This is a genomic window from Streptomyces sp. NPDC001220 (genome assembly GCF_053597895.1).
On record NZ_JBSFJE010000001.1, the window covers coordinates 239,754 to 252,598 of the forward strand.

Annotated in this window: 7 protein-coding genes; all 7 read left to right on the forward strand. The window is 67.3% G+C overall.

All coding sequences use genetic code 11. The annotated features are described in order from the left end of the window. Positions 1-12 precede the first annotated feature (12 nt). The 7 genes from rplK to ACWDGI_RS01230 all read left to right on the forward strand — a co-directional run bounded on the left by rplK (position 13) and on the right by ACWDGI_RS01230 (position 11,839). Entirely contained in the window at positions 13-447 is a 435-nt protein-coding gene (gene rplK / locus ACWDGI_RS01200; RefSeq protein WP_037858373.1) for a 50S ribosomal protein L11, read from the forward strand. An 81-nt stretch (positions 448-528) separates the two neighbouring features. After that, entirely contained in the window at positions 529-1,254 is a 726-nt protein-coding gene (gene rplA / locus ACWDGI_RS01205; RefSeq protein WP_450754151.1) for a 50S ribosomal protein L1, read from the forward strand. A 350-nt stretch (positions 1,255-1,604) separates the two neighbouring features. Further along, entirely contained in the window at positions 1,605-2,465 is an 861-nt protein-coding gene (locus ACWDGI_RS01210) for a hypothetical protein (RefSeq protein WP_450754153.1), read from the forward strand. 295 nt (positions 2,466-2,760) lie between these two features. Then, positions 2,761-3,291 (forward strand): 50S ribosomal protein L10, encoded by a 531-nt coding sequence (gene rplJ / locus ACWDGI_RS01215; protein WP_351748947.1) that lies wholly within the window; start codon positions 2,761-2,763, stop codon positions 3,289-3,291. Positions 3,292-3,413: 122 nt separating this feature from the next. Further along, complete coding sequence (gene rplL / locus ACWDGI_RS01220; RefSeq protein ID WP_093499670.1) at positions 3,414-3,797, forward strand: 50S ribosomal protein L7/L12; 384 nt, start codon at positions 3,414-3,416, stop codon at positions 3,795-3,797. 554 nt (positions 3,798-4,351) lie between these two features. After that, positions 4,352-7,837 (forward strand): DNA-directed RNA polymerase subunit beta, encoded by a 3,486-nt coding sequence (gene rpoB / locus ACWDGI_RS01225; protein WP_450754155.1) that lies wholly within the window; start codon positions 4,352-4,354, stop codon positions 7,835-7,837. A 102-nt stretch (positions 7,838-7,939) separates the two neighbouring features. Further along, the gene (locus ACWDGI_RS01230) at positions 7,940-11,839 is read left to right on the forward strand and encodes a DNA-directed RNA polymerase subunit beta' (RefSeq protein ID WP_450754157.1); all 3,900 of its coding nucleotides are present in this window, start codon (positions 7,940-7,942) and stop codon (positions 11,837-11,839) included. Positions 11,840-12,845: the final 1,006 nt, after the last annotated feature.

Below are 12,845 nucleotides of genomic sequence, written 5' to 3' on the forward strand. Positions count from 1 at the left end.
ACCCGGAGAGCTATGCCTCCCAAGAAGAAGAAGGTCACGGGGCTCATCAAGCTCCAGATCAACGCCGGTGCGGCGAACCCGGCCCCGCCGGTCGGCCCCGCGCTCGGTCAGCACGGCGTCAACATCATGGAGTTCTGCAAGGCCTACAACGCCGCGACCGAGTCGCAGCGCGGTTGGGTCATCCCGGTGGAGATCACGGTCTACGAGGACCGTTCCTTCACCTTCGTCACCAAGACCCCGCCGGCCGCGAAGATGATCCTCAAGGCCGCTGGTGTCGAGAAGGGTTCCGGCGAGCCGCACAAGACCAAGGTCGCCAAGATCACCGAGGCGCAGGTCCGCGAGATCGCCCAGACCAAGCTGCCCGACCTCAACGCCAACGACCTGGACGCCGCGTCGAAGATCATCGCCGGCACCGCCCGTTCCATGGGCATCACGGTCGAGGGCTGAACCCCACCTTCGTAGAACCACCGTGGTAGGGCCTGCTCGGCCCGTACACCACGCCTCCTTCAGAACCCACAGGAGCAAGTTGTGAGCAAGCGCAGCAAGGCCCTTCGCGCTGCGGACGAGAAGATCGACCGGGACAAGCTGTACGCCCCGCTCGAGGCCGTCCGTCTCGCCAAGGAGACCTCCACGACCAAGTTCGACGGCACCGTCGAGGTCGCCTTCCGCCTGGGTGTCGACCCGCGCAAGGCCGACCAGATGGTCCGTGGCACCGTGAACCTCCCGCACGGCACCGGTAAGACCGCCCGGGTCCTGGTCTTCGCGACCGGTGACCGTGCCGAGGCCGCGCGTGCCGCGGGCGCCGACATCGTCGGCTCCGACGAACTGATCGACGAGGTGGCGAAGGGCCGTCTGGACTTCGACGCCGTCGTCGCCACCCCGGACCTCATGGGCAAGGTCGGCCGCCTCGGCCGCGTCCTCGGCCCGCGTGGTCTGATGCCGAACCCGAAGACCGGCACCGTGACCCCGGACACCGCCAAGGCCGTGACCGAGATCAAGGGCGGCAAGATCGAGTTCCGCGTCGACAAGCACTCGAACCTGCACTTCATCATCGGCAAGACGTCCTTCGACGACGACAAGCTGGTGGAGAACTACGGCGCCGCGCTGGAGGAGATCCTCCGTCTCAAGCCGTCCGCCGCCAAGGGCCGCTACATCAAGAAGGCCGCCATCAGCACCACGATGGGCCCCGGCATCCCGGTCGACTCGAACCGCACCCGCAACCTCCTCACCGAGGAGGACCCGGCCGCCGTCTGAGCCACGCGCTCGGTCCGGTAGCCGCGTCAGGGACGCGTCAGCACCAGGACGGGCCCCGCAACCCTCTCGGGTTGCGGGGCCCGTCCCGTTTTCCGCGGGTCCGGTTCGCCTTCCGGTACGGGCCCCTCTCGTTTTTCGGCACCGGCCCGTCCCGTTTTCCGGTGCGGGTCCGGTTCGCCTTCCGGTACGGGCCCCTCTCGTTTTTCGGCACCGGCCCGGTCCGTCCGCCGGCGCGGGGGCCGGCCCGTTCTCCCGGGCGCGCCGCTCCGGCCTTCGGTGGGCTTCCGCCACGGCTGTCGGTGGCCTGGGTTAGCGTCAGGGGTGCGGGACTCGCAGGGGGGTGGGCCGAGATGACGAGGTCGAGGGTGCGCCGGGCGGCTGTGGCGATCGCGGTGGCGACCACGCTGACCGGGGCGGCCGCCTGCACCTCCGCGTCCGGCCCGGACCCCCGGAGCAGCGGCACCGCCCCTCAGGCCCGCACCCTCACCGCCCTGCGCTCCGCCGAGCGGTCCACGCACCGGGCCCGGTCGGTCCGGGTCCGCTCCACCACGGCCCTGGGCTCCCTGATGTCCACGAAGGCCGAGGGCGCACTCGGCTGGACGGACGGCCTCACCGGCACGCTCACCATCACCTACACCGGCGGCAGCACCGCCGACCTGATGCGCAGCCTCGACTCCACGTCCCTGGAGACCCGCTACCTCCAGGACGCCTACTACGCCAAGGTCGGCCCCGCCTTCGCCCGCCGGCTGGGCGGCAAGCACTGGATCAAGTACCCCTACGACTACCTCGCCACCCTGGGCGGCGGCTCGGGCGCGGTGATGACCGACCTGATGCGCAACACCACGCCCAACCGTCCGGTACGACTGCTGCTCGCCTCCGGGGACGTACGCAGGACGGGCGAGGAACAGGTCTCCGGCGTGCACACCACCCACTACTCGGGCACGGTGAGCGTCTCCGACCTGAGCGGCCAGAGCGAGCTGCGCGACCAGCTCGCCCAGGCCGGCGTCGGCGCCGAGACCGTCGACATCTGGGTCGACGACAAGGACCTGCTCGTCAAGAAGGTCGAGAAGGCCGCCACGGCGAACGGCGCGACGACCCAGACCGCCTACTACAGCGACTACGGCGTGCGGGTCACCGCCGAGCGGCCCCCGGCCGGCGACACCGAGGACCTCAGGACGCTGCTGAAGAAGCCGGGCGGTACCGCCTCCTGAGCCCCGCACAGCAGCGTCGTAGGGCCGGATTTGCTCGACAGTGCACCGGTCCCGTACTCTCCTAACGAAGCCAAAGACCGCTGGTCGTTGCCGTGTGCTCGTGAGAGGGCGCGGTGGCCGAAGGATCCGCTGAACCGCGGACGACCCGCGCAGGTGACTGTGGAAGTGCTCCCGGGAGACACGCTCAGGCGTGTGTGATCGGTCGAGCCACGCCCCGTGCGCCTGCGCCGGGGCGTTTCGTTTTCCCCAGCCCCTTCTGAGCGGTCCTCATCACCCGGAAGGAGGCCGACGCTCTATGGCAAGGCCCGACAAGGCTGCCGCGGTAGCCGAGCTGACGGAGCAGTTCCGCAGCTCGAACGCCGCCGTGCTGACCGAGTACCGGGGTCTCACCGTGGCGCAGCTCAAGACGCTGCGTCGTTCGCTCGGTGAGAACGCCCAGTACGCCGTGGTGAAGAACACGCTGACCAAGATTGCGGCCAACGAGGCCGGGATCTCGACGCTCGACGACCTGTTCAACGGTCCGACGGCGGTCGCCTTCGTCACCGGTGACCCGGTGGAGTCGGCGAAGGGTCTTCGTGACTTCGCCAAGGACAACCCGAACCTCGTCATCAAGGGCGGTGTCCTTGACGGCAAGGCGCTGTCCGCCGACGAGATCAAGAAGCTTGCGGACCTCGAGTCCCGCGAGGTTCTGCTCGCCAAGCTGGCGGGCGCCATGAAGGGCAAGCAGACGCAGACTGCGCAGCTCTTCCAGGCGCTTCCCTCGAAGCTCGTCCGCACCGTGGACGCGCTCCGTGCCAAGCAGGACGAGCAGGGCGGTGCCGAGTAATTCGGCTCCCGAAATGACCGCCGCCTGAGGCTCCCCGCCCGAGGCAGAGGTCGTTAGCGGGCCGAACGTACGCCCGCCAGACATGTACATCCGGCACCAGCCGAATTAGTGGAAGGAAAGCCATCGTGGCTCTCACCCAGGACGAACTGCTCGCCGAGTTCGAGGGCATGACCCTCATCCAGCTCTCCGAGTTCGTGAAGGCGTTCGAGGAGAAGTTCGACGTCACCGCCGCCGCCGCGGTTGCCGTCGCGGGCCCGGCCGGTCCGGCCGCCGCCGCCCCGGTCGAGGAGGAGAAGGACGAGTTCGACGTCATCCTCACCGGCGCCGGCGACAAGAAGATCCAGGTCATCAAGGTCGTGCGTGAGCTGACCTCGCTCGGCCTGAAGGAGGCCAAGGACCTCGTGGACGGCGCCCCGAAGCCCGTCCTCGAGAAGGTCGCCAAGGACGCCGCCGAGAAGGCCGCCGAGTCCCTCAAGGGCGCCGGCGCCTCCGTCGAGGTCAAGTAAGGCCTCTGAGGTCGACCAGACCTCTGTGCGCTGAAACACGTCCTCCGGGGCTGTAACGCGCGGACCGCGAAGAGCGATCATCCATCCGGGTGGTCGCTCTTCGGCGTTCCTGGGAGGCCGACCACGGTTGCCTTGCACCCGCTCCGGCGGGGGGTATGGTGATCTTCGTCGTGTCCCTGGCGCACCGGGTTTGCGCAGGGGGGCCTTGACGAACCGCACGCAGCGCGCAATTCTCAGGACGCGTCGCCAGAACGGTCCGAATCCGAGGCATGGATCGGCGACGAAGAGGGCAGTATCAACGTGCGTTGAGGGCAGGCATGACGCAGGCGTTGACGATGGCGAGGGTCTCAGAAAATGGAGACTGGACATCAGTGTGCCAAGTGGCTACACTGACCCTTTGCGCTGCCTGTTAGCTGTCCCCTGCCCGTCACCAGGGGTCTGCCCTCACCCGAATGCCGACGACCGAACCTCCTCTGACTTGGGGTTTCTGTCTCTGTGTCCGGGAAGGGACCGGGGAGCGCGTAGTGAGTCCGAGCCCTCGGAAGGACCCCCTCTTGGCCGCCTCGCGCACTGCCTCGAACGCGAATACGAACAACGGCGCCAGCACCGCCCCGCTGCGCATCTCTTTTGCAAAGATCAAGGAGCCTCTCGAGGTTCCCAACCTGCTCGCGCTGCAGACCGAGAGCTTCGACTGGCTGCTCGGCAACACCGCCTGGCAGAGTCGGGTCGAGGAGGCTCTGGAGTCCGGTCAGGACGTCCCCACCAAGTCCGGTCTGGAGGAGATCTTCGAGGAGATCTCCCCGATCGAGGACTTCTCCGGGTCGATGTCGCTGACGTTCCGCGACCACCGTTTCGAGCCGCCGAAGAACAGCATCGACGAGTGCAAGGAGCGCGACTTCACGTACGCCGCCCCGCTCTTCGTCACGGCGGAGTTCACCAACAACGAGACCGGTGAGATCAAGTCCCAGACGGTCTTCATGGGCGACTTCCCGCTCATGACGAACAAGGGCACCTTCGTCATCAACGGCACCGAGCGTGTCGTGGTGTCGCAGCTGGTCCGTTCGCCCGGTGTCTACTTCGACTCCTCGATCGACAAGACGTCCGACAAGGACATCTTCTCGGCCAAGATCATCCCGTCCCGGGGTGCCTGGCTGGAGATGGAGATCGACAAGCGCGACATGGTCGGTGTCCGTATCGACCGCAAGCGCAAGCAGTCGGTCACCGTGCTGCTCAAGGCGCTCGGCTGGACCACCGAGCAGATCCTCGAGGAGTTCGGCGAGTACGAGTCCATGCGCGCCACCCTGGAGAAGGACCACACCCAGGGCCAGGACGACGCGCTGCTCGACATCTACCGCAAGCTGCGTCCGGGCGAGCCCCCCACGCGCGAGGCCGCGCAGACGCTCCTGGAGAACCTGTACTTCAACCCGAAGCGTTACGACCTCGCCAAGGTCGGCCGCTACAAGGTCAACAAGAAGCTGGGCGCGGACGCCCCGCTGGACGCCGGCATCCTGACCGTCGAGGACATCATCTCGACGATCAAGTACCTGGTGAAGCTGCACGCGGGCGAGACCGAGACGGTCGGCGACAGCGGTGGCTCGATCGTCGTCGAGACCGACGACATCGACCACTTCGGCAACCGTCGTCTGCGCAGCGTCGGCGAGCTCATCCAGAACCAGGTCCGTACGGGTCTGGCCCGTATGGAGCGCGTCGTGCGCGAGCGCATGACCACCCAGGACGTCGAGGCGATCACGCCGCAGACCCTGATCAACATCCGGCCGGTCGTCGCCTCCATCAAGGAGTTCTTCGGCACCAGCCAGCTGTCCCAGTTCATGGACCAGAACAACCCGCTGTCGGGTCTCACCCACAAGCGCCGTCTGTCGGCTCTTGGCCCGGGTGGTCTCTCCCGTGAGCGGGCCGGCTTCGAGGTCCGTGACGTGCACCCGTCGCACTACGGCCGTATGTGCCCGATCGAGACCCCCGAAGGCCCGAACATCGGTCTGATCGGCTCGCTCGCCTCCTACGGTCGGGTCAACGCGTTCGGTTTCGTCGAGACCCCGTACCGCAAGGTCGTCGACGGCCAGGTCACCGACGAGGTGGACTACCTGACCGCCGACGAAGAGGACCGATTCGTCATCGCGCAGGCCAACGCCGGCCTCAACGACGACATGCGCTTCTCCGAGAACCGCGTCCTGGTCCGCCGCCGTGGCGGCGAGGTCGACTACGTCGCCGGTGAAGACGTGGACTACATGGACGTCTCGCCGCGCCAGATGGTGTCGGTCGCGACCGCCATGATCCCGTTCCTCGAGCACGACGACGCCAACCGTGCCCTCATGGGCGCGAACATGATGCGTCAGGCCGTGCCTCTCATCAAGAGCGAGTCCCCGCTCGTCGGCACCGGCATGGAGTACCGCTCCGCCGTCGACGCCGGCGACGTGGTCAAGGCCGAGAAGGACGGTGTGGTCCAGGAGGTCTCCGCGGACTACGTCACCACCGCCAACGACGACGGCACCTACATCACCTACCGGCTGGCCAAGTTCTCCCGCTCCAACCAGGGCACCTCGGTCAACCAGAAGGTCATCGTCAACGAGGGCGACCGGATCATCACGGGCCAGGTGCTCGCCGACGGTCCCGCCACCCAGAACGGCGAGATGGCGCTCGGCAAGAACCTGCTCGTGGCGTTCATGCCGTGGGAGGGTCACAACTACGAGGACGCGATCATCCTGTCGCAGCGCCTCGTACAGGACGACGTCCTCTCCTCGATCCACATCGAGGAGCACGAGGTCGACGCCCGTGACACCAAGCTCGGCCCCGAGGAGATCACCCGGGACATCCCGAACGTCTCCGAGGAGGTCCTCGCCGACCTCGACGAGCGCGGCATCATCCGGATCGGTGCCGAGGTCGTCGCCGGTGACATCCTCGTCGGCAAGGTCACGCCCAAGGGTGAGACCGAGCTGACCCCGGAGGAGCGCCTGCTGCGCGCGATCTTCGGTGAGAAGGCCCGTGAGGTCCGTGACACCTCGCTGAAGGTCCCGCACGGCGAGATCGGCAAGGTCATCGGCGTCCGCGTCTTCGACCGCGAGGAGGGCGACGAGCTGCCGCCCGGCGTCAACCAGCTGGTGCGCGTGTACGTGGCGCAGAAGCGCAAGATCACCGACGGTGACAAGCTGGCCGGCCGGCACGGCAACAAGGGTGTCATCTCCAAGATTCTGCCGATCGAGGACATGCCGTTCCTGGAGGACGGCACCCCGGTCGACATCATCCTCAACCCGCTGGGTGTCCCGTCCCGAATGAACCCGGGACAGGTCCTGGAGATCCACCTCGGCTGGCTCGCCAGCCGCGGCTGGGACGTCTCCGGCCTCGCCGACGAGTGGGCCCAGCGTCTCCAGGTCATCGGCGCCGACCAGGTCGCCCCGCGCACCAACGTCGCCACCCCGGTGTTCGACGGTGCCCGCGAGGACGAGCTGGCGGGTCTGCTGCAGCACACCATCCCGAACCGCGACGGCGACCGCCTGGTCCTCCCGTCCGGCAAGGCGCGGCTGTTCGACGGCCGTAGCGGTGAGCCGTTCCCGGACCCGATCTCGGTCGGCTACATGTACATCCTCAAGCTGCACCACCTGGTCGACGACAAGCTGCACGCCCGGTCGACCGGCCCCTACTCGATGATCACCCAGCAGCCGCTGGGTGGTAAGGCCCAGTTCGGTGGCCAGCGGTTCGGCGAGATGGAGGTGTGGGCGCTGGAGGCTTACGGCGCCGCCTACGCCCTCCAGGAGCTGCTGACCATCAAGTCCGACGACGTCACCGGCCGCGTGAAGGTCTACGAGGCCATCGTCAAGGGCGAGAACATCCCCGAGCCCGGCATCCCCGAGTCCTTCAAGGTCCTCATCAAGGAGATGCAGTCGCTCTGCCTGAACGTGGAGGTGCTGTCCAGCGACGGTATGTCCATCGAGATGCGTGACACCGACGAGGACGTCTTCCGCGCTGCGGAGGAGCTCGGCATCGACCTGTCCCGGCGCGAGCCGAGCAGCGTCGAAGAGGTCTGACGGGAGTCCGGTAGGGGCCTCGCCACCGTGTGAGGCCCCCGCCGACCCCCAGGCCCCCGTATCAGACCAAAGACTCACAACCCTGAGAGGGATTGACGCATAGTGCTCGACGTCAACTTCTTCGACGAGCTCCGGATCGGCCTGGCCACCGCTGACGACATCCGTCAGTGGAGCCACGGCGAGGTCAAGAAGCCCGAGACGATCAACTACCGCACCCTCAAGCCGGAAAAGGACGGGCTCTTCTGCGAGAAGATCTTCGGCCCCACCCGGGACTGGGAGTGCTACTGCGGCAAGTACAAGCGCGTCCGCTTCAAGGGCATCATCTGTGAGCGCTGCGGCGTCGAGGTGACCCGCGCCAAGGTGCGCCGTGAGCGGATGGGCCACATCGAACTGGCCGCGCCCGTCACCCACATCTGGTACTTCAAGGGTGTCCCGTCGCGCCTGGGCTACCTGCTCGACCTCGCCCCGAAGGACCTGGAGAAGGTCATCTACTTCGCGGCGTACATGATCACGTTCGTCGACGAGGAGCGCCGTACCCGCGACCTGCCCTCCCTGGAGGCGCACGTCTCGGTGGAGCGCCAGCAGGTCGAGAACCGCCGGGACGCCGACCTGGAGGCCCGCGCCAAGAAGCTGGAAAGCGACCTGGCCGAGCTGGAGGCCGAGGGTGCCAAGGCCGACGTGCGCCGCAAGGTGCGCGAGGGCGCCGAGCGTGAGATGAAGCAGCTGCGCGACCGTTCGCAGCGCGAGATCGACCGCCTCGACGAGGTCTGGACCCGCTTCAAGAACCTCAAGGTCCAGGACCTGGAGGGCGACGAGCTGCTCTACCGCGAGCTGCGGGACCGCTTCGGTACCTACTTCGACGGCTCGATGGGTGCCGCGGCGCTGCAGAAGCGCCTGGAGTCCTTCGACCTCGACGAGGAGGCCGAGAAGCTCCGCGAGATCATCCGCACCGGCAAGGGCCAGAAGAAGACCCGTGCGCTCAAGCGCCTGAAGGTCGTCTCCGCGTTCCTGCAGACCAGCAACAGCCCCAAGGGCATGGTGCTCGACTGCGTGCCGGTCATCCCGCCGGACCTTCGCCCGATGGTGCAGCTGGACGGTGGCCGCTTCGCGACCTCCGACCTGAACGACCTGTACCGCCGTGTGATCAACCGCAACAACCGTCTGAAGCGCCTTCTCGACCTCGGTGCGCCCGAGATCATCGTGAACAACGAGAAGCGCATGCTCCAGGAGGCCGTGGACGCCCTCTTCGACAACGGTCGTCGTGGTCGCCCGGTCACCGGCCCCGGTAATCGCCCGCTGAAGTCCCTCAGCGACATGCTGAAGGGCAAGCAGGGTCGATTCCGTCAGAACCTGCTCGGCAAGCGTGTGGACTACTCCGCGCGTTCCGTGATCGTCGTCGGTCCGCAGCTGAAGCTGCACCAGTGCGGTCTGCCGAAGGCGATGGCGCTGGAGCTCTTCAAGCCGTTCGTGATGAAGCGCCTGGTCGACCTGAACCACGCGCAGAACATCAAGTCCGCCAAGCGCATGGTCGAGCGCGGCCGCACCGTCGTGTACGACGTCCTCGAAGAGGTCATCGCCGAGCACCCGGTGCTGCTGAACCGTGCGCCCACCCTGCACCGTCTCGGCATCCAGGCCTTCGAGCCGCAGCTGGTCGAGGGCAAGGCCATCCAGATCCACCCGCTCGTCTGCACCGCGTTCAACGCGGACTTCGACGGTGACCAGATGGCCGTGCACCTGCCGCTGTCCGCGGAGGCGCAGGCCGAGGCCCGCATCCTGATGCTGTCCTCGAACAACATCCTCAAGCCCGCCGACGGCCGTCCGGTGACGATGCCGACCCAGGACATGGTCCTCGGTCTGTTCTTCCTCACCACCGACGGCGAACTGCGTGACGTCAAGGGCGAGGGCCGCGCGTTCGGCTCCACCGCCGAGGCGATCATGGCGTTCGACGCCGGCGAGCTCGCGCTCCAGTCGGCGATCGACATCCGCTTCCCGGTGGGCACCATCCCGCCGCGCGGCTGGACCCCGCCGGCCGTGGAGGAGGGCGAGCCGGAGTACCAGACCGGTGACACCTTCCGGCTGCGCACCACCCTGGGCCGCGCGCTCTTCAACGAGCTGCTGCCCGAGGACTACCCGTTCGTCGACTACTCGGTGGGCAAGAAGCAGCTCGGCGAGATCGTCAACGACCTGGCGGAGCGCTACCCCAAGGTCATCGTGGCGGCGACGCTCGACAACCTGAAGGCGGCCGGCTTCTACTGGGGCACCCGTTCCGGTGTCACCGTGGCCATCTCCGACGTCGTCGTCCCCGAGGCGAAGAAGGCGATCGTCGCGGGCTACGAGGCCCAGGACGAGAAGGTCCAGAAGCAGTACGAGCGCGGTCTGATCACCAAGGAAGAGCGCACTCAGGAGCTCATCGCGATCTGGACCAAGGCGACCAACGAGGTCGCCGAGGCGATGAACGAGAACTTCCCCAAGACGAACCCCATCTTCATGATGGTTGACTCGGGTGCCCGAGGAAACATGATGCAGATGCGTCAGATCGCCGGTATGCGTGGTCTGGTGTCGAACGCCAAGAACGAGACGATCCCGCGTCCGATCAAGGCCTCCTTCCGTGAGGGCCTGTCGGTGCTGGAGTACTTCATCTCGACCCACGGTGCTCGAAAGGGTCTGGCGGACACCGCTCTGCGTACCGCCGACTCGGGTTACCTCACCCGTCGTCTGGTCGACGTCTCCCAGGACGTCATCATCCGCGAGGAGGACTGCGGCACCGAGCGTGGCCTCAAGCTGCACATCGCGGAGGTCGGCGCGGACGGTGTGCTGCGCAAGGCGGACAACGTCGAGACCAGCGTGTACGCACGTGCGCTGGCCGAGGACATCGTCGTCGACGGTGTGGTGCTGGCCCCGGCCAACACCGACCTCGGTGACGTCCTCATCGAGGAACTCGTCGCGCGTGGCGTCTCCGAGGTCAAGACCCGCTCGGTCCTGACCTGCGAGTCCGCCGTCGGCACCTGCGCCATGTGCTACGGCCGTTCGCTGGCCACCGGCAAGCTGGTCGACATCGGTGAGGCGGTCGGCATCATCGCCGCCCAGTCCATCGGTGAGCCCGGTACCCAGCTGACGATGCGTACCTTCCACACCGGTGGTGTGGCCGGTGACGACATCACCCAGGGTCTGCCGCGTGTCGTCGAGCTCTTCGAGGCCCGTACCCCGAAGGGTGTCGCCCCGATCTCCGAGGCCCAGGGCCGCGTGCGGATCGAGGAGACCGAGAAGACCAAGAAGATCGTCATCACCCCGGACGACGGCAGCGACGAGACGGCGTTCCCGATCTCGAAGCGTGCCCGGCTCCTGGTCAGCGAGGGCGAGCACGTCGAGGTGGGCCAGAAGCTCACCGTGGGTGCCACCAACCCGCACGACGTGCTGCGCATCCTGGGCCAGCGTGCCGTCCAGGTCCACCTGGTCGGCGAGGTCCAGAAGGTCTACAACTCGCAGGGTGTGTCGATCCACGACAAGCACATCGAGATCATCATCCGGCAGATGCTGCGCCGCGTGACGATCATCGAGTCCGGCGACGCCGAGCTGCTGCCCGGCGAGCTGGTCGAGCGCTCGAAGTTCGAGCACGAGAACCGTCGTGTGGTCCAGGAGGGCGGTCACCCGGCCTCCGGTCGTCCGCAGCTCATGGGTATCACCAAGGCCTCGCTGGCCACGGAGTCCTGGCTGTCTGCGGCGTCCTTCCAGGAGACGACGCGAGTCCTCACCGACGCGGCGATCAACGCCAAGTCCGACTCGCTCATCGGCCTCAAGGAGAACGTCATCATCGGTAAGCTCATCCCGGCCGGTACGGGTCTGTCCCGCTACCGCAACATCCGGGTCGAGCCGACCGAGGAGGCGAAGGCCGCGATGTACTCGGCCGTCGGCTACGACGACATCGACTACTCGCCGTTCGGCACGGGCTCCGGCCAGGCCGTTCCGCTGGAGGACTACGACTACGGTCCGTACAACCAGTAGTAGTTGGTTCCGAAGGGCGGTCACCCCGGCACGGGGTGGCCGCCCTTCGGCGTGTCCGGCGGAGAAGCGGAAAAACTGTTCGCCTGACCAAAGGCGGGCGGGGGCTTTTCAGCGGGCAGGCGAACGAAATTCCGGGATTCATCGACGGCCTCAGAAAAAGCCCGATCCTAAACCGGCGGAACCATTTGCGCTCGCGGAAACAGCGGACTCGACCAGAACGCACGCCCCACCGCAAGCCGCAGTGGGGGGTACTTCGTCGACGGTGGTATGCACGTCTCCGCCCCCACGCCAGTGGCCGTCGAGTGGCTCGATTCCGGGAGCCCGCTCGACCTCGCGCGCCTCCAGAACTGTAAGTTCATGCACGTCAGACGGGTTCTGTCGGTTCGCTGCGAAGAGTCGGAATCCGGGGTCTTGCGCCGGCTGACTCTCCGGGCGGCACCGATCCCCGACACGGTTAGAGGAAGCCGTCGCCGTCTCCTTCCGTCTGCTGGGGCTGAATGCCGAAAAGTACGGGGCCTGAAAAGGCGGACCTGTTGTGGTCTTCTGGATTTCGCCCACAAGGCCGTTCCGGGTGGCTGTCGAAGTGCTAACGGATTCGGTCGGTGTGGCCGTGGCCCACGAAAGCGACAGCGAATTCGACGCGCTCTGGGGGAGCGCCGGAAGATTCGCAAGGCGGGCGGCGTGTACGCGCCGAAGCCGAAACGGTAACGGTCGGACAGCGGGGCGGCGACGCCCTGCTCGCGGCCGGCCGGGGTGGCGACACCGCGCCGGCGGCGGCCGTCGCCGCGCAGCAGCGTCACCAGCGCCGCCGGGCCGACCGCTCGGCTAGCACTGTCGCCGGGCCGACCGCTCGGCTCAGCACCGCCGCCGGCGGGCGGCTGAGGCCCGACAGGAGGGCGAGCAGGCCTGCCGCCACCCAGCGGCCCAGCAGCACGGCGCGGCAGGTACAGGCGGCGCAGCAGCACGGGATGGCAGGTACAGGCGGCGATCGCCACGAACGGCGTGG